Source organism: Flagellimonas taeanensis (assembly GCF_003584105.1).
Taxonomy (GTDB): Bacteria; Bacteroidota; Bacteroidia; order Flavobacteriales; family Flavobacteriaceae; genus Flagellimonas; species Flagellimonas taeanensis.
Map to the genome: position 1 here is coordinate 143,385 of NZ_QXFO01000026.1, position 23,975 is coordinate 167,359.

Annotated in this window: 20 protein-coding genes; 12 read left to right on the top strand and 8 right to left on the bottom strand. The window is 46.7% G+C overall.

Going from position 1 to position 23,975, the window contains the following annotated elements; translation table 11 throughout:
• Positions 1-123 precede the first annotated feature (123 nt).
• The 5 genes from secG to miaB form a co-directional block, all read right to left on the bottom strand.
• Positions 124-489, bottom strand: a complete 366-nt coding sequence (gene secG / locus D2V93_RS14620; protein WP_072875682.1) for a preprotein translocase subunit SecG — start codon at positions 487-489, stop codon at positions 124-126.
• A gap of 3 nt (positions 490-492) precedes the next feature.
• Positions 493-1,380, bottom strand: a complete 888-nt coding sequence (locus D2V93_RS14625; protein ID WP_119619914.1) for a hypothetical protein — start codon at positions 1,378-1,380, stop codon at positions 493-495.
• Between the two features lie 6 nt (positions 1,381-1,386).
• The gene (locus tag D2V93_RS14630) at positions 1,387-1,917 is read right to left on the bottom strand and encodes an LptE family protein (protein WP_072875678.1); all 531 of its coding nucleotides are present in this window, start codon (positions 1,915-1,917) and stop codon (positions 1,387-1,389) included.
• Positions 1,918-1,945: 28 nt separating this feature from the next.
• Positions 1,946-3,223 (bottom strand): sigma-54 interaction domain-containing protein, encoded by a 1,278-nt coding sequence (locus tag D2V93_RS14635; protein WP_072875676.1) that lies wholly within the window; start codon positions 3,221-3,223, stop codon positions 1,946-1,948.
• A 101-nt stretch (positions 3,224-3,324) separates the two neighbouring features.
• On the bottom strand, positions 3,325-4,788 hold the full coding sequence (gene miaB, locus D2V93_RS14640) for a tRNA (N6-isopentenyl adenosine(37)-C2)-methylthiotransferase MiaB (RefSeq protein WP_119619915.1): 1,464 nt from the start codon (positions 4,786-4,788) through the stop codon (positions 3,325-3,327).
• A gap of 129 nt (positions 4,789-4,917) precedes the next feature.
• Here miaB and D2V93_RS14645 point away from each other — a divergent pair, with 129 nt between their 5' ends.
• From D2V93_RS14645 to D2V93_RS14685, 9 genes are all read left to right on the top strand, one after another.
• Complete coding sequence (locus D2V93_RS14645; protein WP_072875672.1) at positions 4,918-5,646, top strand: hypothetical protein; 729 nt, start codon at positions 4,918-4,920, stop codon at positions 5,644-5,646.
• A gap of 68 nt (positions 5,647-5,714) precedes the next feature.
• Complete coding sequence (locus D2V93_RS14650; RefSeq protein WP_119619916.1) at positions 5,715-6,968, top strand: LVIVD repeat-containing protein; 1,254 nt, start codon at positions 5,715-5,717, stop codon at positions 6,966-6,968.
• A gap of 118 nt (positions 6,969-7,086) precedes the next feature.
• A complete protein-coding gene (gene topA / locus D2V93_RS14655) occupies positions 7,087-9,564 on the top strand; it encodes a type I DNA topoisomerase (protein WP_119619917.1) in 2,478 nt (825 codons plus the stop codon).
• A 1-nt stretch (position 9,565) separates the two neighbouring features.
• Positions 9,566-10,723, top strand: coding sequence for a formimidoylglutamase (locus D2V93_RS14660; protein ID WP_072875666.1), 1,158 nt, complete (start codon positions 9,566-9,568; stop codon positions 10,721-10,723).
• A 123-nt stretch (positions 10,724-10,846) separates the two neighbouring features.
• Entirely contained in the window at positions 10,847-12,226 is a 1,380-nt protein-coding gene (porK, locus tag D2V93_RS14665) for a T9SS ring complex lipoprotein PorK/GldK (protein WP_119619918.1), read from the top strand.
• A 96-nt stretch (positions 12,227-12,322) separates the two neighbouring features.
• Positions 12,323-12,979 carry a type IX secretion system motor protein PorL/GldL gene (gene porL / locus D2V93_RS14670; RefSeq protein ID WP_119619919.1) on the top strand — a complete coding sequence of 219 codons (657 nt, stop codon included), beginning with the start codon at positions 12,323-12,325 and terminating at the stop codon, positions 12,977-12,979.
• A gap of 65 nt (positions 12,980-13,044) precedes the next feature.
• Positions 13,045-14,616, top strand: a complete 1,572-nt coding sequence (porM, locus tag D2V93_RS14675) for a type IX secretion system motor protein PorM/GldM (protein WP_119619920.1) — start codon at positions 13,045-13,047, stop codon at positions 14,614-14,616.
• Between the two features lie 18 nt (positions 14,617-14,634).
• Positions 14,635-15,537, top strand: coding sequence for a type IX secretion system ring subunit PorN/GldN (gene porN, locus D2V93_RS14680; protein WP_072875657.1), 903 nt, complete (start codon positions 14,635-14,637; stop codon positions 15,535-15,537).
• A gap of 118 nt (positions 15,538-15,655) precedes the next feature.
• Complete coding sequence (locus D2V93_RS14685; protein ID WP_119619921.1) at positions 15,656-16,711, top strand: NAD(P)/FAD-dependent oxidoreductase; 1,056 nt, start codon at positions 15,656-15,658, stop codon at positions 16,709-16,711.
• Here D2V93_RS14685 and D2V93_RS14690 read toward each other — a convergent pair.
• Complete coding sequence (locus tag D2V93_RS14690) at positions 16,699-17,109, bottom strand: DUF983 domain-containing protein (RefSeq protein WP_119619922.1); 411 nt, start codon at positions 17,107-17,109, stop codon at positions 16,699-16,701. The two genes, D2V93_RS14685 and D2V93_RS14690, sit on opposite strands and share 13 nt — an antisense overlap.
• Before the next feature lie 66 nt (positions 17,110-17,175).
• Between D2V93_RS14690 and D2V93_RS14695 the strand changes: the two genes are divergently transcribed.
• The 3 genes from D2V93_RS14695 to D2V93_RS14705 all read left to right on the top strand — a co-directional run bounded on the left by D2V93_RS14695 (position 17,176) and on the right by D2V93_RS14705 (position 20,410).
• On the top strand, positions 17,176-19,089 hold the full coding sequence (locus D2V93_RS14695; RefSeq protein ID WP_072875652.1) for an ABC-F family ATP-binding cassette domain-containing protein: 1,914 nt from the start codon (positions 17,176-17,178) through the stop codon (positions 19,087-19,089).
• Between the two features lie 136 nt (positions 19,090-19,225).
• Positions 19,226-20,110 carry a leucine-rich repeat domain-containing protein gene (locus D2V93_RS14700; protein WP_072875650.1) on the top strand — a complete coding sequence of 295 codons (885 nt, stop codon included), beginning with the start codon at positions 19,226-19,228 and terminating at the stop codon, positions 20,108-20,110.
• Positions 20,111-20,227: 117 nt separating this feature from the next.
• Positions 20,228-20,410, top strand: coding sequence for a CPXCG motif-containing cysteine-rich protein (locus tag D2V93_RS14705; RefSeq protein ID WP_072875648.1), 183 nt, complete (start codon positions 20,228-20,230; stop codon positions 20,408-20,410).
• A 112-nt stretch (positions 20,411-20,522) separates the two neighbouring features.
• Here the strand turns inward: D2V93_RS14705 and D2V93_RS14710 are convergent, their stop codons facing one another.
• Together D2V93_RS14710 and D2V93_RS14715 are read right to left on the bottom strand one after the other, a co-directional pair.
• Positions 20,523-21,674 carry a glycoside hydrolase family 16 protein gene (locus D2V93_RS14710; RefSeq protein WP_119619999.1) on the bottom strand — a complete coding sequence of 384 codons (1,152 nt, stop codon included), beginning with the start codon at positions 21,672-21,674 and terminating at the stop codon, positions 20,523-20,525.
• A gap of 111 nt (positions 21,675-21,785) precedes the next feature.
• Positions 21,786-23,969: a hypothetical protein gene (locus tag D2V93_RS14715; RefSeq protein WP_147377413.1), complete on the bottom strand. Its 2,184-nt coding sequence runs from the start codon at positions 23,967-23,969 to the stop codon at positions 21,786-21,788.
• Positions 23,970-23,975: the final 6 nt, after the last annotated feature.

The following is a 23,975-nucleotide window of genomic DNA, read 5'->3' on the forward strand; positions in this document are numbered from 1 at the left end:
TTTATAAAATTCTCGAATCATTTGGGCAGAAATTATGCCATTGCCCAAAAACTGACATTATGGAAAACAAAAATGCCAGCTTGTCATTCAAGCTGGCATTTTTGTATGCTTTGTCACTATCTACTAGTTAAGGGTGTCCGTGGGATCGACATCTGTGGCAGGAACTTGTTCCGGGATTTCCTCAGGAACAGTTTCAGGGATCGTGGTCTCCGTGTCGTCACCTTGCAACAACTTGGAATCCGCTTGGCCATAGCTTCCCTTTAGGGAAACATTGGAAAGCAGGATCAACACGATCAACAAAGTGGCAAGCGTCCAGGTACTCTTGTCCAAAAAGTCACCGGTCTTCTTCACACCTCCCACAACTTGATTGCCCCCTCCACCGAAGGATGAGGACAGCCCACCACCTTTAGGGTTTTGGACCATGATGACCAACACCAACAAAAGGCACACGATAATGATCAATATCAAAAAAATTGTAAACGTGCTCATTTCTTATTCTTCTTTTTCGTTCTGGAGGTTTTTCACCGCCTGAATTTGGTCTGCAAAGAAACCACTTTTTTCTGGATATTTCAAACTCAATATTTTAAAGGCTTGAATGGCCTTTTTATACTTTTTCTGCTCCAGATAGACCTTGGCCAAAGTCTCGGTCATCAACTCGTTTTTGTCAAACTTTGTGGACTCCTTTATGTTGACCTTTGGCTTTATGTTTTCTTGGGGCACTATTTTGGGATTCTTCTGGATGAACCTGTCCAACAACTCAAATTTTTTCTTGCGTTCCAGCTCTTCCATGACATTTTCCGCCGTTTCCACTTCTACAGTTTTGGAAGTAAGTTGGAGCCATTGGGTAAAGGAATGTTTTTCTTTTTTGGTAAACGGGATGGGCTTGCCCAATTGAAGGTCGGTTTCTGCTTTGGGTTTTTCTTGTGCGGGAATCGATGGTTCCTCGGGCATTTTGGATTTGAACAGTTCCGGGTTCAGGATTTGCTCGGCATCCTTGATGTTCTGTGGCAGGGCCGGTTCGTCCGCTTCGCCCATCATGCTCTCGGTATTCGGGTTGGGCTCTATTTCCTCGGAAATGGCCTTTTGGTCTTCCAGTTTGGAGCCCCGTCCCGCAATGGTGTCCGCAATGTTGTTCTGGATGAATTCCTTGGAAGTAATGTAGTCGAACAGCACATCCCTATCCGTGGTGTATGCCGCTGTGGTCTTCAGGGCGTTGTTGTATTTGTAACTGTCCAGATTTTTCAGTCCCTTCAAGTGCAAGGCCCTTGCCGCTTGAAAATAGGGATATTCCTCAATGATGTCCTCCAGTTCCCGGGTCTGTTTTGGGGACAGGATGGTGTTCGAGTTTTGAAGAATATGTATAAAATCCGTTACGTTCATATGCGGTTACCAATTGCCCAAGGAAGCATTGAAAATGTCCTGTGTGAGGCGTTCAAATATTACTTCGTGTGCGGCAGCCTGGACGGATGTCAATGAGGCAGCGGCATCAAAATCGTAAAAGAAGGAGAAACGGCGTTCAAAATCGGCGTCCTCCTTGGTGTTGTTAAAGAACCGTACGTTCACGCTCATGGTGAGGCGGTTCTGGGCGGTCCGTTGGTCGGAGGTGGCCGTCATCGGGATCACTTTGTATTCGATGATTTCCCCTTCATACAACAAATCACCGTTGCTTCCGGTAAGGGAAAGACTGGTGAGGTTGTTGATCATATCCTGCAGGGCCAATGTAAAATCACGATCTAGTCCGGGCACAATGGTAGAGCCAGGGGTCTGGTCAGCATAGTTCTGAAAAAAGTTCACTTGGAAACTTTGTGCCGTCCCAATGTCCGCTCCAGAAAAATTATGTCCCTGGTAAGCACCACAGCCGGAGAGAAAGAAGACCAGTCCCAATAATCCAACCTTTAAACTATTTTTTTTCCTCATAATGTGTTCAAATAACAAAGCCGCCAAATTAGAGATCATACTGTTTGATCTTTCGGTACAAGGTCCGTTCCGAAATACCGAGCTCGGAAGCAGCTGCTTTGCGCTTGCCCCTGTTCCGCTCCAGTGATTTTTTGATGAGCTCTATTTCTTTTTCCTGTAAAGATAGGGTTTCTTCCTCTTGGATCTCTTCTGCAAAGTGGTAACGGTCCTCCTGTGGCTGTTGCACGGGAGGGTGCATTTTTCCCTCTACAATAGGTTCGGGTAAATGGAGCACCTCGGCCATGGCTTCCTCTTCTTGTTCGATATCCTCTTCGGGTTTTCCGTAGATCTTGCGGATGAGGTTTTCATTTTCCTTTTGCACCTTTTTGGAATCGTTTTCCTTGAGGAGTTCCAATGTCAGCTTTTTCAGGTCGTTCAGGTCCCCCTTCATGTCGAAGAGCACTTTATAAAGAATTTCACGCTCGTTGCTGAAGTCACTTTCCTTCTTGGTCTGTCCTACCACTGCGGGTAGATTGGAACCACTGGCATCGGGCAGGTAGCTTTTCAATGTGGCTGCCGTGATGGTCCTGTTTTCTTCCAATACCGATATCTGTTCGGCGATGTTCCGCAATTGCCTGATGTTTCCCGGCCAACGGTATTTCAACAATAGATGGACTGCATCGTCCTCCAGGCGAATGGTGGGCATTTTGTATTTCTGACCAAAATCCGAAGCAAATTTCCGGAACAGCAAATGGATGTCCTCCCGGCGTTCACGGAGTGGGGGAATATTGATCTCCACCGTGCTCAACCTATAGTAGAGGTCTTCCCTGAACTTTTCCTTTTCAATGGCCTCGAACATGTTCACGTTGGTGGCCGCCACGATGCGGACATTGGTCTTCTGTACTTGGGAAGATCCCACTTTCAGGAATTCCCCGTTTTCCAATACACGCAGCAAACGAACTTGGGTGGTGAGTGGGAGTTCGCCCACTTCATCCAGAAAGATGGTTCCGCCATCGGCCACCTCAAAATATCCGCTTCGGGTCTGTGTGGCCCCGGTAAAGGCTCCCTTTTCATGGCCAAAGAGTTCACTGTCTATGGTGCCCTCGGGAATGGCCCCACAGTTCACAGCAATGTATTTGGCGTGCTTGCGGTGCGATAAGGAATGGATGATCTTGGGAATCGCTTCCTTTCCGACTCCACTTTCCCCAGTGACCAGGACCGAAATGTCGGTCGGGGCCACTTGGATGGATTTTTCTATGGCACGGTTGAGTTTCACATCATTGCCGATGAGCTCGAACCGTTGTTTTATGGATTGTATACTTTCCATTTTCTGTCATTCCTGCGGTGGCAGGAATCTTATTGTTTTGCTTTTGTGTCCACATCATGCTTCGACTGCGCTCAGCAACTGTACAGAACTACAAAAGGTTGTTAATTGTTTTTCGAATGGCCCACCGCCTCGCCGATCAAGGTGGCAGAGGTACATTCATTGATCTTTACGTTTACAAAATCGCCCACTTTGTAGTGTTCCTTTGGAAAGACCACCACGGTGTTCTGTGAGTTTCGGCCCATCCAATGGTCGGCAGATTTTTTGGAGGTGCCCTCGATGAGTACTTCCTCGGTCCTGCCCAAATGCTCTTGTGTGCGATAATGGCTGTGCCTTTGTTGTGCGTCAATGATTTCCGTTAGACGTCTTTTCTTGGTCTCTTCGGGAATGTCATCCTCCATTTTACGCTCGGCTAAGGTTCCGGGTCTTTCGGAATAGGCGAACATGAAGCCAAAATCGTATTTGACGTATTCCATCAAACTTAAGGTGTCCTGATGGTCTTCTTCCGTCTCCGTTGGGAAACCGGTGATCATATCTTGGCTGATGGCGCAATCGGGAATGATTTTTTTGATGTTATCGATGAGTTCAAAATATTCCTCACGGGTATGAAGGCGGTTCATGGCCGTCAAGATCCTATTGCTGCCACTCTGTACGGGCAGGTGGATGTATTTGCAGATATTTTCATATTTGGCCATGGTCTCTATAACGTCCAAGGTCATGTCCTGTGGGTTGGAGGTGGAGAAACGGATGCGCATTTTGGGCTGCGCTTGGGCCACCAGTTCCAAAAGTTTGGAAAAGTTCACAGATGTGGCTTTTTGCATTTCCGAGGCCTTTTCAAAATCCTTCTTCAGACCACCACCATACCAAAGGTAACTGTCCACATTTTGTCCCAAAAGGGTAATTTCCTTGAAACCTCTTTCCCAAAGATCGTTCACTTCTTCCAAAATGGATTGGGGGTCACGGCTGCGTTCCCTGCCACGGGTAAAGGGCACTACACAGAAGGTACACATGTTGTCGCACCCACGGGTGATGGACACAAAAGCGGTGATGCCATTGGAGTTCAGCCTGACAGGGGCCACATCGCCATAGGTCTCGTCCTTGGAAAGGATAACGTTCACGGCATTACGGCCCTCATCGATTTCCTGGATGAGGTTGGGCAGGTCCTTGTAGGCATCGGGGCCTACCACCATGTCCACGATCTTCTCCTCTTCAAGGAACTTGCTTTTCAAGCGTTCCGCCATACATCCCAAGACGCCAACTTTCATGTGGGGGTTCGTCTTTTTTACGGCGTTGAATTTTTCCAGACGCTTGCGCACGGTCTGTTCCGCCTTTTCGCGGATGGAACAGGTGTTTACCAAGACCAGGTCGGCCTCCTCCAATAGCTGTGTGGTGTTGAACCCCTCCTTGGCCAGAATGGACGCAACGATCTCACTGTCGGAGAAATTCATCTGGCAGCCATAGCTCTCGATGTAGAGCTTTCGGGTGTTCTTTTCGTCCTTCTCCAAAGCCAAAGTGTTTCCCTGTTGGCTTTCGTCTATTATTTTCGCTACGCTTTCGTCCTTTATCATATTGCTGCAATGGGGTGCAAAGATAATGCTTATTCCATTTTAGTGACAATATGGCAGTATTTTTTAGGATTATATTGTGGATTCGGGAGTTAATGTTACCTTCAACAAAATAACATAACCATTGCCGATATGGACTTTACCCATGTTTCCCAACGCATTAACGAAAGTGGCCCAACGGAGTTTGGGAGCGTGTTCAACCGATCTGTGGAACTCTTCAAAAAAGTTTGGCTGCAGGGATTCCTTACCTTACTGTTGACCCTTTTGACCATGATCCCTTTTTATATTTTGATCTATGCGCCCATGTTGGCCATGGGGATTTCGGACCCCGAAGCCTTTGAGCATAATGAGATGCCCCCGGCATTTGCAGGCATCATGATTTTGGTAATGCCCATTTTTTCCGTTGGGGTGATGGTCATTGGTCTTTGTTTGAATGCCGCTTTTTTGCGCATTTGCCGAAAGTACGATATGGACGAAATGGGCAGGGATGATTACTTTTTCTATTTCAAAAAGCCTTACTTGGTCAAGGCGCTTGTCCTTTCGTTGTTGATGTTTGGATTGTCTTTGTTGGGATTGCTGGCCTGTGGGCTGGGTATTATTTATTTGATGGTCCCCATGTCCCTTTTCCCCGCTTTTTTTGCTTTTGATCGGGAACTGACGGCCCTGGAAATCGTGAAATCCGGGTTTGCGCTGGGCAATAAGAACTGGCTCATCATATTTGCTTTGGTCTTTGTGGCGGGATTGGTCGCTCAATTGGGGGTCATCCTCTGTTTGGTGGGTGTTTTCTTTACGGCGATGTTCTCCAAGATTCCAATTTACTACATATATAAGGATGCCATCGGTCTGTCCATGGATGCTTGAATTTTCACTGAAGGTTGACGCAACTTTTTTGGAAAATTATCATCTATAGGGTTAAAATACCGACTATTATGAAAAAGAAAATCCTTTTGTTGCCTTTCCTGGCGTTTCTGTTGTTTGGGTCCTGTACCAACGACGATTCCAGTGATAAATATGCCGATTATATCGTTGCCCGTCCCTTGGTGATGAGCAAAACGGAATTTGCCAACAGTGTGGACATCATCGCACCCAGACCTATTGAAGAATCGGGAAAGGTCTATACCTATAAAGATTACATTTTTGTGAATGACAAATACCAGGGCATCCATGTAATCGACAACCGTAATCCACAGCAACCCGTAAAAATTGGATTCATCAATATTCCCGGCAATGTGGACATTTCGGTCAAGGACGATTATCTTTTTGCGGATAGCTTGGCGGATTTGATAGTCATCGATATTTCCGATATCGACAACATTGCGTTGGTGAACCGTTTGGAAAACGTGTTGCAAGGCGGCACGGTCTTCCCTTTTGAGGCCAATATCATAGAGGACATGGAATACGATTACGAAAATGAGATCATTGTGGGATGGACGACCACAACGGAAAGAAGGCTGATTTCCGAAGCGGAAAAACAGGGTTGGGGCTTTTTTACGAATGACATGCTAGCCATGGAATCTGCCAATGGTGGAACAACGGGCCAAGGAGGTTCGCTCGCGAGGTTCAAAATCGTGGAAGATTACCTCTACGCCGTGGACAGCCATAACATCAATGTGTTCAACATATCTGATTTGGACAACCCACAGGCGTTGGAGGATGTGTATGCAGGTTTTGATATAGAGACCATTTTTTACAATGGTAGTTACCTTTTCTTGGGCAGCATGCGGGGAATGTATATATATGACATCACCGACCCTGCCGCACCTTCCAAGGTTTCGGAGTTTGAGCATGGTACGGCCTGCGACCCGGTGGTGGTGGATGGCGATTATGCTTATGTGACCTTGCGAGGAGGAAATATGTGTGGTGCCACCGAGAGCGGATTGTTCATTGTGGACATTTCGGACATTTTGAATCCAGAACTGGCGGTACAGTACCCTATGGATGGGCCCTACGGCCTGGGTATCAGGGAAGAAAAACTTTTTATCTGTGACGGGACTTCCGGTCTGAAGGTCTATGACAAGACCGACATCAACGACCTGAAAGAGCTGAACCATTTCGAGGACATCGTCACTTTTGATGTCATTCCTTTGGAAAACCACTTGATCATGGTGGGAGATGGAATCTTGTATCAATATGAGTATTTGGATGGGGGGATCAAGCTCATCAGCCAGATAGGGCTCAACTAAAAAAAGCAAAAAAACAAGTCAAATATCCCGTTTTCAGCGGGATATTTTTTTGATATGGGTTCCATAAAAACCCAAAATCGAAAAATTGATATACTTTTGTTACGACAAAAACCAGTGCATGCCAAAGAATTTAGTTATTGTAGAGTCCCCCGCAAAGGCAAAGACCATTGAAAAATTTCTAGGAAAAGAATATCAAGTCGAATCAAGTTTTGGGCACATTGTAGACCTCCCTTCAAAAGAACTTGGGGTAGATGTGGAAAACGATTTCAAGCCAAAATATACTGTTGACAAGGAGAAAAGGGCCTTGGTGAAAAAACTCAAGGACCTCGCCGAAAAGGCCGATACCATATGGCTGGCCAGTGATGAGGATCGCGAGGGAGAGGCCATTTCGTGGCACTTGGCGGAAGAGTTGAAACTGGACAAGAGCAAGACAAAACGTATCGTGTTCAACTCCATCACCAAATCGGCTATCCAAAAGGCCATAGAAAACCCGAGGGACATCAACTATAACTTGGTGAATGCACAACAGGCCCGAAGGGTCTTGGACAGGTTGGTGGGTTATGAACTCTCTCCCGTGCTCTGGAAAAAGATAAGACCGGGACTTTCAGCTGGCAGGGTCCAGTCCGTAGCGGTACGGCTGATCGTGGAAAGGGAGCGGGAAATCGAGGGCTTTGCGCCCGAGGCATCGTTCAGGATAAAGGCAGAATTCAAGACCGACAGTGGCAATGTCTTTTCGGCCAGGATGAACAAAGCCTTCCCGACCAAAGCAGAGGCCGAAAGCTTCCTCAAACAAAATATCGGTGCGGATTTTTCAGTGGCCGATCTAGACAAAAAACCGGCAAAGAAATCCCCGGCAGCCCCGTTCACCACCTCGACCTTGCAACAAGAAGCTTCGCGAAAGCTCTATTTTTCCGTCAGTCGCACCATGCAAGTGGCACAGCGGCTATACGAAGCGGGTTTGATCACCTATATGAGAACGGACAGCGTGAACCTTTCCAATGAGGCATTGAGCGCCGCCAAAGAGGCCATCGTCCAAAACTATGGCGAGAACTATAGCCAAACAAGAAACTTTACGGGCAAGACCAAGGGGGCACAAGAGGCCCACGAGGCGATTCGCCCCACAGATATGAAATTACAGTCCCCTTCCCTGGAAAGGGACCAGTCCAAGCTCTATGAACTGATCTGGAAACGGACCTTGGCCTCCCAGATGAGCGATGCACAGTTGGAACGGACCAATGTAAAGATCAAGGCCAGCACCCATCAGGAGGAATTCACCGCCAATGGTGAAGTGGTCAAGTTCGATGGATTCCTTAAAGTATACCTGGAAGGCACCGATGATGAGGAGGGTGCGGAAGACCAGGAGGGAATGCTGCCGGCCATGAAGGTGGGCGAGACATTACAGAATATCGTTATCTCTGCCACGGAACGCTTTACCCGGCCCCCCTATCGCTATTCGGAGGCTTCACTGGTCAAGAAACTGGAGGAACTGGGCATTGGTAGACCATCTACCTATGCGCCCACCATTTCCACCATCCAGAACAGGGGCTACGTGGAAAAAGGAAGCGTGGAGGGCACGGAGCGGAAATATTTCCAATTGGTTTTGGAAAAAGGAAAACTCGTAGAGGAACAACTTACCGAGATGGTGGGTTCGGACAAGGGAAAACTGGTTCCCACCGATATAGGAATGATCGTGAACGACTTTTTGGTGAGCAATTTCACCAAGATCTTGGATTATAATTTCACGGCACAAGTGGAGGAGGATTTTGATGAGATAGCTACTGGTGAAGAGGACTGGCAGCAAATGATGAAAAATTTCTACAAGGATTTCCATCCCAATGTGTTGGAGGTCGAGGAAAATGCCGAAAGGGCCAGCGGGGAACGTATCTTGGGCGTAGATCCCAAATCGGGCAGGCAGGTTGCCGCCAGATTGGGCCGTTTTGGACCCATGGTGCAGATAGGGACGGTGGATGAAGAAGAAAAGCCACTGTTTGCCAGCTTGCTTCCCGATCAGTCCATTGGGACCATCACTTTTGAAGAGGCCATGGAACTGTTCCAGTTGCCCAGGCAATTGGGGGAATACAAGGGAGAAGAAATTGAGGCGAACGTGGGTCGGTACGGCCCCTATGTCAGGTTTGGGAAAAAGTTCATTTCCTTGGATCCGGGCGAAAGTGCCTTTGATGTGGATCTGACCCGCGCCATAGAGCTCATCAAGGAGAAGGAAAAAGCGGATGCACCCATTGCTACCTATGAGGGCAAGGAAGTCACCAAGGGCAAGGGTAGGTTCGGTCCTTTCATCAAATGGGACGGCATGTTCATCAATGTGAACAAGAAATACGATTTTGACCATCTTTCCCAATCCGATGTGGAGGAACTCATCGAGGACAAAAAGAAGAAAGAGGCCGAAAAAGTGGTCCAGGAGTGGCCCGAGGAAAAGATCAGGATAGAGAAGGCCAGGTGGGGAAGGCACAACATCTTGAAAGGCAAGGTCAAAGTAGAGCTTTCCAAGGATGTGGATGCCGCAAAGATCACTTTGGAAGAGGCAAAGGCCCTTTTGGAAAAGAAATCACCTAAGAAAAAAGCCAAGGCAAAGAAATAATATGGCGTTCGATTTTTTGGTTCCCGTTAAGGACAGGGTGTTGGCACATATGGAATTGCTGCCCCAACAGGCCATCGGCAAGAACATCCACATGCATACGGAAAAGGACGGACTTCCCGTTTTTGCCCATGCCGATGTGGCCATCTTTGGCGTATTGGAATCCAGGAACGCATTTGAAAAAAAACCAGAAAAATTGGATGTGGACGAAGTGCGCATCCAACTGTACCGCCTTATGATGGGCAACTGGAACTCTACCATCATAGATCTAGGGGACGTGGAGGAGGGTGATACCGTAGAGGACACGTATTTTGTGGTCAAGGAAATTGTGGCGGGACTGCTGGAGGAAAACATCATACCTATTATAATAGGATGTACCCAGGATATTACCTACCCTACCTATCGTGCCTTTGACAAGATCAAGGACATGGTGAACCTTGTGGCCATAGACAGCCGTTTTGATTTTGGGGAGGACGAGGAGCTCATTTCCTCACATTCCTACATGAGCAAGATCATTACGGACAAACCTAACAATCTTTTCAATTTTTCCAATATAGGATACCAAAGCTATTTCAATGCGCAGGAAGAGATTGACCTGATGGAGCGTCTTTTCTTTGATGCCTATAGGTTGGGTGAGATTGCCGCAGACATAGAACTGGCAGAGCCCATACTGCGCAGTAGCGATATCGTGAGCTTGGACCTTAGGGCCATACGCGCCAGCGAAATGGGGCTGTCCAAGAACTTTTCCCCCAACGGCTTCACCGGAAGGGAAATATGTGCCATAGCCCGGTATGCCGGGATCAGTGACAGGGTCTCCCTGTTCGGGATCTACGAAGGGGAGAACTCCCACCAGGCCTTTCAGATGATTGCCCAGATCATCTGGTATTTCATAGAAGGGCTATCCTTTAGGATAAAGGAACAGCCCAGCTCAAAGAGCGAAGACTTTACCAAATTCACCGTACCCACCGACACGGAAGAGCTTATCTTCTACAAGAGCCACGTGACCGAACGCTGGTGGGTGGAGGTACCATCAATTTTGGGCGAGCATACTAAAACAAATTCGGTGGCGTTATTACCATGCACCGAAGGAGACTATTTGGATGCTTGCAACCAGAACATTCCCGAAAGGTGGTTCAAAGCCTATAGAAAGGGCTTTCACTAAACAAATTAAATTTTACGCATTAATTGTTCTTGCACAATAATTTATTCAAAAATTAGTTTTGAGAGTAATGAATTTGTGTATCACAGTTTATAATCTTGAATCGAAAGTAATTTAACCTAAAGTATGAGAAAGCTATTCTTTTCATCCATGGCGCTTGTTTTTTTGCTCACCAGTTGTGGGTCCAAATCGAGGTCGAAAGGTGAACTAGTTGGGGTCAGTGGAAAAAAATGGCATCCAGAGAAGCCCTATGGCATGGAACTGATCCCGCGCGGTGCCTTTGTAATGGGAAAGGCCGAAGAGGATCAGGCAAAAGTATTGAACGCCCCCACAAGAACGGTCACCGTACGTTCCTTTTATATGGATGATACGGAAATCACCAATAGTGAGTACCGACAGTTTGTGGAGTGGGTAAAGGATTCCATAGTCAGGACCAGATTGGCCATTTTGGCCGATGAACTTGGAATCGGACCAGAAGATGAAGGTATTGGGGAGTATGCCTTTAAGGATACCGATACTACCGAACTTTCTGTATATGACAAGTATATGCTTGACAATTATGCAGGACTTGGTGATACCGGTTATGAGGGAAGGGCACTGAACAAGGATGTGGACCTGGTATGGGACACTTCTGAATATCCAGACGAGTATTATGCGGAAGTAATGGACTCCTTATACATTCCGGAAGAAGAAAGCTATAATGGCTTGAGAACCATCGATGTGACCAAGTTGAAATATAAATACAGTTGGATGGACATTGAGGCCGCTGCAAGGGCCAAATCTGGAAGGAGAAAGGATTTTATCAGGCATGAAGAATTTGAAATATACCCAGACACCACGGTTTGGATCAGGGATTTTGAATACTCCTACAACGAGCCCATGCACAATGACTATTTCTGGCACGATGCCTACAGTGACTATCCTGTTGTGGGTGTGAACTGGATGCAGGCCAAGGCCTTCTGTAACTGGAGGACCAAGTTCAAGAACGATGACCAAAAATCCCGTGGCAAGCAGTTCGTGAACCAGTTCCGATTGCCTACGGAAGCTGAGTGGGAATATGCTGCTAGGGGCGGAATCGAAGGAGGAACCTATCCTTGGGGAGGACCATACGTAATCAGTGATACGGGTTGCTTTATGGCCAACTTTAAGCCACAACGAGGCGATTATGCAGCAGATGCGGCCCTATATACCGTGGAGGCCAAATCCTTCGAGCCAAACGAGTACAACCTCTACAACATGGCCGGAAACGTATCCGAATGGACCAACTCCAGCTTTGACCAGAACGCTTACGAATATGTATCCACCATGAACCCTAACATTGGTTCAGGGCAAAACCAAAGAAAGGTGATCCGTGGAGGATCTTGGAAAGATGTCGCCTACTTCCTTCAGGTAAGTACCAGGGACTATGAGTACCAAGATTCCGCAAGGAGCTATATTGGGTTCAGAACAGTCCAAGATTACATGGGCGAAGAGGATTCCACTAAGGGCCAAGGATTGCCGGATTAATTGAAACAATAAATAAAAAGCAGAGAACATTATATAAATAAGCTTAGTTAGTAACCAAATACTTATTATTTATATAACTTAATTAAAACTAGAATTATGGCACAGTCAAAATCAACAAAAAAATTGTTTAACATGGCCTACGGGCTTGGGGCATCGGTGGTAATCATTGGTGCATTGTTCAAGATCCTTCACTGGGAGTTCGGACCACTTACCGGTGGACTTCTTCTTGCAGTTGGACTTATTACCGAAGCATTGATCTTCGCCATCAGTGCATTTGAACCAGTGGACGACGAATACGATTGGTCTTTGGTATACCCAGAATTGGCAGGTGGCCAACAGAGTGGTTCTAAAAAGCAGGATGCCAAGGATGCCAAAGAAGCTGAAGGAATCCTTTCCAGAAAATTGGACGAGCTTTTGAAAGAGGCCAATATCGATGCCAACCTATTCTCTAGCCTAGGAGAGAGCATCAAGAGTTTTGAAGGTGCTGCCAAAAATATCGCTCCTACCACGGATGCCATCCAGCACACCAAAAAATACTCTGAGGAATTGTCACATGCCGCTGCCCAAATGGAATCTTTGAACAGCTTGTACAAAGTTCAGTTGGAAAGCGCTAGCCGTCAAGCTTCCATCAACGAGGAAGTGGTACAGAATGCAGGTGCATTGAAAGATCAAATGGAATCTTTGGCAACCAATCTTTCTTCCTTGAACGGAGTTTACGGAGGTATGCTATCCGCCATGGGAAGCAGAAACTAATTAGATACAAATTAGTCGAAACCAAACCCAGATCAAATTAATTTTTAAAATCTAATTAGAAAAACATGGCAGGAGGAAAACAAACACCACGTCAGAAGATGATCAACCTAATGTACTTGATCTTCATCGCGATGTTGGCCCTTAACATGAGCAAGGAAGTACTTGCAGCTTTCGGTCTGATGAACGAAAAGCTGGAGACATCCAATGCAAAAACAACCGAAAACAACCTGGCATTCTTGGGCAGCTTGGAAACAAAGGCTTCTGAAAACGAAGCAGAATATGGAGCGCTGTACCAGAATGCACAGAAAGTCAAAGAACTTTCAGATTCATACTATACCTATCTGGAAGAATTGAAAAAAGGAATGACCGCCGATTTGGAAAACCCAAAGGATTATGTGGTCATGGACAAGTCCGATTATCTAGATCAGAAATTCTTCCAAGGGGACAACTTGGGCCCAGAAGGGAAAGAGTTCATGAAACAGATCAACGATTATCGTGAAGGAGTGATCAACGCTTTGCCAGAAGGTAAGTTTACCTCTGTGAAAGAAGCCGTAAAAGTTCGTTTTGCAACAGGTGACGCTGATGGTAAAGTGGAAAAAAGGGACGGTACCCGCCAAGACTGGATCAACTACCATTTCGAAGGCTTCCCATTAGTGGCCTCATTGACCAAGTTGACCCAATTGCAGGCAGATATCAAGACTACAGAACAAGAGGTATTGAAAAACCTTTTGGAAGGTAACTTGACCGCTGCTGTTTCCTTGACCAACTTTGCAAGTTCATTGTCTGCTCCCAAAACGGCCTACTATTCAGGTGAAAAATACGATGGTAAGATCATCGTGAGCAAAACGGACAAGACATCCACTCCAGTGAAAGCGGAATTGACCTTGGACGGAAGACCAATGACCGAGGGCAAGGATTACGAGCTTGAGGCAGGTGGAATCAAAATGTTGATCAGTGCAGGAACCCCAGGCGACCATACCATTAAAGGGACCATGTACTTCATGCAGGATGGAAAAGAAGTGCCAGTGGAAGTGGACAACACTTTCGCGACCATCTCCATGCCCAATGCTGCTGTGATCTCTGCAGATAAGATGAACGTGGTATACCGTGGTGTGGCCAACCCAATGACCATCTCCATCCCCGGTATTCCTGACAATAAGGTAACGGCTTCGGCTCCTGGACTTAGCAGAAGAAGTGGTAGCAACTACATCATGAACCCAGGTACAGGTAGAACAGTGACCATTACTGCCTCAGGTACATTGCCTGATGGTAAGCCTATTTCTAGCAAAAATGAGTTCCGTATCAAGGACATTCCAAGACCTAGTGGTACCGTTCGTGGTGAGGCTGGAAGCGTAAAAATGCCAAGGAAGAATTTGGAAATCTCTACGGTAAGTGCTATGTTGGAAGACTTTGACTTCGATCTCAACCTTTCTGTGAGCGAGTTCAAGTTCAAAGTTCCTGGACAGCCCACCGTAATCGTTAGCGGAAACAAATTGGATAGCAGGGCCAAATCTGTTCTAAGCAGGGCAGGTAGGGGAGAAAGCGTCCAGATATTTGATATCCAAGCTTACATCACCAACAACAAGAGCTACAAGTTGAAAAAAGTATCTCCTGTGGTGGTAGAGCTTACAAACTAAAAAAGTATATAAGTTATCATGAATTGGAAAAATGCATTACTAATCGGATTGTTGGGCGTATTGCCCGTATCAATGATGGCACAGGCAAACATTTTGAATGCCAAACTGCCCAGTGATATTGGTAAAAAGACCCAGGCTCAAATTGAGCAGGACGCCGATGCCCCATTGAAATACGGATATGTGGATGACAGGGATATCCTCTGGTCCAAGACCGTATGGGAAATCGTTGACCTGGACGAACGTGTCAACTTTCCATTGTACTACCCAACCGATACCATAGGTATTGGAGCGGACAGAAGGTCGCTCTACGACGTTTTGATGAAGAACATCAAGAACGGCAAGCTGACAGAAGTCTATACGGATTCCTATTTTACCGAAAAGAGAAAACTGGAAGACCTATCAGCGACTTTGAGCAAAGTGGATACCACCGACCTCGGATACGAGCAAATGAATGCCGGAGAGCGTATTTCCCCAGAGTTCATCAACCAAAGGGACCTGACCGCCGCCGACATCGAAGAATACCGTATCAAAGGAATCTGGTACTTTGACAAACGCCAGGGAGAACTGAAGTACCGTCTATTGGGGATTGCACCCGTTGCTCCCGACGTCAACTTTATAGATGACGAATCCATGGATCCAGGGGAGAACAAAGTGGAGCTGTTCTGGGTGTGGTATCCTGCTGCAAGGCAGATCCTGCACGAGGCCAAGGTGTACAACCAACGCAACTCGGCAAGGCCCATCTCCTTTGACATGCTGCTGAACGCAAGACGTTTCAACGGTGTGATCTATAAAGAGGAGAACGTCCATGAAGACCGTAAGATAGACGAGTATATCTTCGACAATGCATTGTTCCAGCTCTTGGAAGCCCAGAGGATCAAAGAGACCATCAGGGACAGGGAGCAGGATATGTGGGCATACTAAGCCTGAAAAATTTTCCAATTCAATAGAAATTAACGCCGCAATGATTATTGCGGCGTTTTTTTGTGCCATTATAGATCGAAGTTTTCTACAATACGGCACAGATGGTTAATTTTGTCCCATGTTGGACTATATAGTTGTTGGTGTCGGGTTGGCGGGAATCTCGTTCTGCGAGACACTTGAAAAGGAGGGAAAGACCTTCAAGGTCATCTCGGATGGGTCCCAAAGGGCATCCCAAGTGGCCGGTGGCCTCTACAATCCGGTCATCTTAAAGCGCTTTACCATGGCTTGGAAGGCCAAGCTCCTTATGGAACAGGCCATGCCCTTCTACAAAAATCTGGAGAAAAAGTTGGGTGTCACGCTGGACCATAAGCTCCCCGTACTGCGCAGGTTTGCATCCATAGAGGAGCAGAATCTATGGTTTGAGGCCTTGGACCGACCAGGATTGGACCATTTTCTTTCCACCGACATCCTTCGGAACAACAATCCAAACCTGGATGCACCTTTCGGGTTGGGAGAAGTCAAACACACGGGAAGAGTGGACACCGCCACCTTGGTGGAATCCTATATGCTGTATTTGGGGGGTAAGGGGATATTGGAAGCGGAATCCTTTGACTTTTCCAACTTCGAACATCGGGAAGACCATGTCCAGTACAAATCGATAACTGCCAAGCGCATTGTTTTCGCATGTGGCTATGGCCTTAAGAACGACCCCTTTTTTGGGTATTTGCCCTTGAATGGCACAAAAGGGGAACTGTTGATCATCAAAGCTCCCGATTATAAGGAGAGCAGCGTCATCAAATCATCTGTTTTCACCATTCCGTTGGGGGAAGACCATTACATGCTTGGGGCCACTTACAAGTGGAAGGACAAGACCAATGAGCCCACGAAAGAGTCCAGGGATGAACTGGTGGACAAATTGAGGACTTTTCTGAAATGCGATTTTGAGATCGTGGACCATGTAGCCGGAATACGGCCCACGGTGGTCGATAGAAGGCCATTGGTGGGGCAGCATCCAACCCACAAAAACCTGTATGTGTTGAACGGGTTCGGTTCCAGGGGTGTGCTCATAGCTCCCTATGCGTCTGGTCAGTTGTTCAACGCCATTGAAAGGGGAGTCCCATTGGATCCCGAAATGGACATCCAAAGGTTCACCAAGAAATACTATTGCACCTGATTTTTCGCTACATGATGGTGTTTGGACGAAGCAGGATCATATTTGATAAAGAAATTGATCCAGATGTTTCGGGACAAACGGATGATCAGGGGCATAAAAACAATCAACGTGCCCACGATCGCAATAAAAGAGTTGACCAAATTGGTGCCAATGAACAGGTAGGATATCACAAAGGCGGCAACGGCGAAGGCAATCCCCACCCCATAGCTTACATACATGGAGCCATAGAAGAAAGATGGCTCTATCTTGTACTTGGTGCCACAATGGGAACAACGCTCGTGCATCTTGAAAATTTGGGAAAGGGCATACGGATTGTGGTTCACATACATGCTTTCCTCATGGCATTTGGGACAACTTCCTGTTAAAATGCTGTACAGTTTGGTTCCTTTTTTTAACATTTGCACCGATTTTTAAGCAAAAATACGCATAAAGCCACTTTTGCTATGTAATTCAGGTCACATAAAATGATAAATGTCCATAATCTTTCCGTAGCCTTTGGAGGCGAATATCTTTTCGAGGAAATCTCATTCCGTTTGAACGGCGGTGACAGGGTAGGCCTCATTGGAAAGAACGGTGCGGGAAAGTCCACATTGCTCAAATTGCTCGCCAAGGAAATGCCCTTGGACGGGGGCACCATGGCCACAGAAAAGGAAATAAGGATCGGGTTTTTGAAACAGGACATCGATTTTGATCTGGGAAGGACCGTTTTGGAAGAATCCTATCAGGCATTTTCGGAGATAAAGGCACTGGAACAGAGATTGGACCAAATCAACACCGGCCTAGCGGAACGAACCGATTATGAAAGCGAAGGCTACCACCAGCTGATGGTGGACCTGAATGACGTGACCCACCATTACGAAATTCTTGGGGGGTACAATTACCAGGGAGATACCGAGAAAGTTTTGCTCGGACTCGGTTTCAAAAGGGAGGATTTCAACAAGTTGACCGACACTTTTTCCGGCGGATGGCGCATGCGTATTGAGCTGGCCAAGCTCTTGTTGCAAAATAACGACGTGTTGCTGCTGGATGAGCCAACCAACCACTTGGACATAGAATCCATCATTTGGTTGGAACAGTTCCTGAACAATTATTCCGGGGCGGTGGTGATTGTTTCCCACGATAAGATGTTCCTCGACAATGTCACCAACCGCACCATCGAGATCTCATTGGGAAGGATCTATGACTATAACAAACCTTACACCAAGTTCCTCGAACTCAGAAAAGAGATCAAGGAGCAGCAGCTAAGCGCCCAAAAGAACCAGGAAAAACAGATACAACAGACCGAAAGGCTGATAGAGAAGTTCCGGGCCAAGGCGAGCAAGGCATCCATGGCACAATCGCTGATCAAGAAGCTGGACAAAATCGAACGGATCGAGGTGGACGAAGAGGACAATGGTGTGATGAACCTTAGGTTCCCGGTATCCGTGACCCCCGGTAAAGTGGTTGCCGAGCTGGAAAGCCTATCCAAAAGTTATGGAAAGAAGCAGGTGCTGCAAAACATCGACTTATTGGTGGAGCGCGGTAGCAAGACCGCATTTGTTGGGCAGAACGGACAGGGCAAGACCACCTTGGCAAAGATCATGGTGGGCGAATTGGAGCATGAAGGGAACATAAAGATGGGCCACAATGTGCAATTGGGCTATTTTGCACAGAACCAGGCCGAGTATCTGGATGGCAGCAAGACCATTTTGGACACCATGACCGATGCGGCCAATGAAAGCAACCGGAGCAAGGTAAGGGACATCTTGGGCTCTTTTTTGTTCAGGGGCGACGATGTGGACAAGTATGTGAAAGTACTCTCCGGAGGGGAACGAAATCGATTGGCTTTGGCCAAAATGCTGCTACAGCCCTTCAATGTGCTGGTGATGGACGAACCTACCAACCACTTGGACATCAAATCCAAAAATGTGCTGAAACAGGCCCTGCAGAACTTTGAGGGGACCTTGGTGCTCGTTTCCCACGACCGGGATTTCCTGCAAGGGCTCACGGACAGGGTATATGAGTTCAAGGACGGAGGCATCAAGGAATATCTCGGAGATATTGACTTCTACTTGGAGCAGCGTAAAGTGGACGACTTTAGGAAAATCGAAAAAAGAGAAGCCAGAATAGAGGTAAAAGCACCGACCGAAACCAAGGAAGCGGATTACCATACCCAGAAGAAGGAAAAATCCCTGAAGAATAGGCTGAGCGGGGTGGAGAAGAAGATATCCCAATTGGAACAAGAGATTGCGGATATAGACCACGAACTTTTAATGGACTATGATGCCACCATAGCCAAACCCAACTTTTTTGACGGTTATCAGGGTAAGAAAAAACACCTGGAAGAGCTTATGGAAGAATGGGAGAGCATTTCCCATGAGCTGGAATCATTGAATTGATCTACTATTTTTTGACGTAGACCACTTATTTGTACAAATTCGCAACAATCCATGTTCCATTTGCCGATTAAATTTGTAGGTTTTTTCATCTTTTCCTTACTTTGTAGGTAAATTCTGTGTATCAAATAAGTAATCCATGATTCGATTGGCCATTTTATTCGTATTGATGACCTCCTCAGTGGGAGTGTCATTTGCTAACGGTCAAGTATCCAAAAAGGAAAAGGATGCCCTTGTTGCGCTATATAACAGCACTGATGGGAGTCAATGGAAGGTCTCTTGGGACCTGAATGCTCCAGTGGATACATGGAAAGGAATTGAGGTCAAGAATGGCCATGTTGTAGGAATAAACCTGTTCATGAACAATTTGAACGGAACATTGCCCGAAGGAATGGCCAATTTGGAACATTTGACGCAACTAAATTTGGCCTTCAACAATATTACCGGGGTTTTGCCCAAGGATATCGTAAAACTTGAAAAACTCAAGGTTTTTCGGTTGGAGATGAACAGGATAAAGGGTTCCCTTCCTGAAGGGATCGGAAACATGCAGCAGTTGGAGGTCTTTTCCATGTTCAATAATTTTCTGACAGGCCCGATTCCTGATAGCTTTGGTAAGCTTGAAAACTTGAAGGAACTCAACCTGTCCAGTAACAATCTTGAAGGAGGTATCCCAAAATCCATTGGAAACCTCACCAAGTTGGAGGTACTGGGCTTTTTTGAGAACAAGCTTGATGGGGGAATACCAGCTGAGATTGGCAACTTGGGCAACTTGAAGGAACTTGTGCTGGCCAATAACCAATTGGATGGGGAAATTCCGGTGGAGTTTGGACAACTCGCCAGCCTACAGATTTTACAACTTCAGAACAATCGATTCAATGCCTATACAGGTCTTGAAAAAATGGATAAGGGTCAGTTTTTGGTCTTCGATACGGACAGCAAAACATTGAACCCTAAATTCAACCAAATCCATTTTGACCGTACACGCATGGCAGATACAAAATTTGAAGACGATAACGAAAATTGAGTAGTTAGTTTATTACTTTAGTTTGTTTGGTTTGGGGATACAAAGTATCCCCTTTTTTATGGATTCAATTTTGGAAATGGAGCATATATTTGCTGCGAACAGGCACGATCAAATTCTATGGATGAGCATTTTTTCCAATGTCCGTATTGTTGGGAAGAAATTTCCTTTCTTTTGGATAGTTCCATTTCCAAGCAGACCTATGTGGAAGACTGTGAGGTCTGTTGTAATCCCATAGAAGTATCCTTGGCTTTTGAAGGTCAAGAGCTTATTGCTTTCGAGGCCCGTGAGCTTGGACAATAGAAAAGACCGAAACCTGTTTGGGTTCCGGCCTTTCCGAAAGTGACACCCTATTGCCACAATTATGAATTTTCAACTAAGTGATACCGGCAACGCTATTGTTGGACCATAAAACTTACTGGTATATCCTTACATAGTCAATTTCAAGAGTATCTTCTGAAAAAGAATCGGGCACATCCCCGCCCAGATTTCCTCCCATGGCAATATTGAGGATGAGGTAGTGCTCTTTATTGTAGGGCTTGTTGGGAGCATTGGTGAATTCATAGACTAAATTACCATCCACATAGGTTTTGATGCTGCCACTGTTCCATTCCATCGAATATATATGGAATTCGGTCGAGGCATTTGCAACAGGGCCTTCCCCCCCTTCATCATTGTACACCTGGGTGTTCAGATCGCCCCAATGGAAATGCGATATGATACTGTTCTTGTCCCACCCTGTCTGTTCCATAATATCGATTTCGCCGCACAAGGGCCACCCGACACTGCCATATTGGTCACCAAAATAGTTTCCTGTTTCATTCGAGTCTGCACCCAAAGTCCAGATGGCGGGCCATGTACCGGCCATGTTGGGCAGTTTTGCCCGTACTTCAACGCGACCGTACGTAAATGCAAGCTTGGCGTTCAATCTGGCCGAAGTATAAGACTTGGTGGAACCGTTATAGGTGTATTCTTCCTTTAGGGCCTTGATCTTGAGGGTGCCATCGCTCACAAAGGAGTTCTCTGGCCTTGCGGTATAGTGTTGGAGTTCATTGTTGTGCCAACTCCCATTGTTTGGTGGAATGATCTGATAATGCCATTTTTCCGCATCTGGGGCACCATCATCATCAAACTCATCTGAAAAGACCAATGCCGCAAATTCTTCATCGGACCTATACACTTCAACGGCCACTGTTTGGTTGATGTATTCCCCTGTTGCCGAATAGGCCCAGACCACAATATTGTAGGAATGGGTGCCATCTTTGGTATAGGTATATTCCATGGTGCCTGTTTGGCTTTCCAGTTGGTCCGCACTTTCAAAGCGGAACGCATATCGAGTGGCATTCTTGGCCGTTGCGGAAACCTGGACCTTTCCTGAGCCATTTCCGTTGGGATTGGCATCGTTGGCCCCGACGAGGGTCACATCCACCACTAAATCGGTAGGGCCCCCGCCTGTTTCAGAATCACTCGAGCTGCAGGATAGCGCAAAGACCAGTGTCAATAAGGATATGTTGAATACATTCATTTTGAATAGTTGAAGGATACGTGTTCTGTTCTTTTTTTTCATGGCAATTTGTTTGGGAAATCGGCCCCCGCCTTTTTTGGACGGGAGCCTATCCATTAACTAAACTAACTCAAACCAACCCATGAGAAATGGATTTTGCTTTCATTTTTTTGACTATTTGTGAAAATACACATTGTCCACAAACAGGGTCATGGATCCTGCAGGCATGCCCGCATAGATCAACTGTGCAATGTTCGCCTTAGTGGTCAGTCCTGTGAAGTCCGTGAGTGGAATGTCCAAGGAAATCCAAGTGTATCGCTCAGGATTTTCGATGGTAATCTCGTGCTCTACATCATCGCCTCCACCATCGAAGGTGCCATTGGCCCCAAAATCGACCAGTTTGACCCTGATCTGGGTAGCATCGGCTGTCCAGACATCCGTATGGAAATGGGTCATGTCCGTGGCATCGATTTGATTGGCTACGGTCTCGATTCCCACAAAGTTTAATCCACTGTATTTTTTTACGTCGTCACCGTCAACGGAAATATCTTCAAGTGTGGCGGCTGACCAATCCGTCCTCCAGGTGTCCACGGGGACATTGGTGTAGGCATTGCTGAACAGGGAAATCACATCCGCCTCTGGAACCGTTGGTGCGTTGGCCGCAGCTGCGGGCTCAGTTGGAGGTGGTGTAAAGAAATAGATGTTGTCCAAAAAGATGGTACCATTACCGTCAAACTTCAGTTGGATTACATCGGTCAAATCCACAACACTGGAGAATTCCGATAGAGGGATGTCCACGCTCACCCATTCCCCGTTGGTAATGTCAAAGGCATAAGGGGTTTCTGCGGGCCCAGTACTTATGAGCGACAAATTCAGACTTGAGGAATCCGCTGTCCAGAAATCCACATGAATCATGGTCGATGCGGAGACATCCAGTGGAGAAGCGAATTGCGTTCCCTGATAGTTGAGGTTTTCGTATTTCAATGTATTGTTTCCAGCTATATCCACTTGCGAAACAAGGGTGGCTTGGCCCCAATTAGGGTTGAAATCCGTTCCGGAAACATCTGTGTAGGCATCGCTGAACACGGAGATGACACTGGCCTCGGGAACAGTGGGTACCGGTGCCCCTGATATGGGCTCGGAGGATACACCGGCTTCATCGTAGAAATACACATTGTCCACAAATACGGTGTTCTGCTTGGAGGGCGCTCCCACAAAGATCAATTGGGCAATGTTGGCCCTAGTGGTCAATCCTGCGAAATCCGAAAGGGGAATGCTCAGGCTTACCCATTCTTCCTGTGCGGGATTTTCGATTACGATCTCGTGTTCCACATCGTCACCTCCACCAAAGGCTACATCTGCTCCAAAATCGACCAATTTGATCCTGAATTCCATGGCATCGGCTGTCCAGATATCCGTGTGGAAATGGGTCATGTCCGTGGCATCGATTTGGTTGGCTACGGTCTCGGCGCCCACAAAGCTCAACGCGCTGTATTTTTTGACGGCATTTCCTTCAATGGTAATGTCTTCCAAGATGGCATCGGACCAATCGGTCCTCCAGGTATCCACAGGAACATTGGTATAGGCATCACTGAAAAGGGATATGACTTCCAATGGATCTACGGTAGGTGTGGGTGCCGGACTTGTTGGTTCGGACGAATCCCCAGGCTCTTCGGTGGTACCACCTTCACTCATGACAATATCATCAAAATAGTGGGTGGTGGCAGCACCCTTGTCCCCATTGAAGTTGAAAAATAGAACCAATCGGTCAAATTTATCGGTATCGCTAGGGGAGAAGGCAAAGGATAGTTCTTCCCATGCGTTGGCCACAGTGGTGGTGGACTGTACTTCCTTGGAAATGGAACCATCTGCGCTATCCTCGAACTTCAAGAGTACGTTTTGGTCCGCCGCAGGGGAATACACCTTGATCTTGATGGTCTGCAATTCCGAGAAATCCACTTTGCTGGCCAAATCAAAAAAGAAACCGGCCCAGGGCTCCACACCTTCGGTCTGGGTATATTCCACTACTCTTTCGGAGGTGTTGATGCCGGAGGGATCGGGATTTTCTACATATTCCACAGTGAACGAACCGTCCTTCTCGCCAAAAAAGGTGACTTCGGGACCGCCACATTCAAAATCGATGCCATCGGCAATTTCGGGCACAATGGTGGAAAATGTACAATCTCCTCCTGGTTCAGGTTCTGGCTCAGGCTCTGGTGCCACATAGGCGGAAGGTGGTGGCAAATCGTCCTCGTTTTCACAAGAAATTATGGTTGCCAAGGTTCCCAATATAAGGAACAGTGATAGGAAGTGCAGTCTTGGGCTTGGTCTGTTCCTGTTATTTTTATACTTGTTCATTTCTCG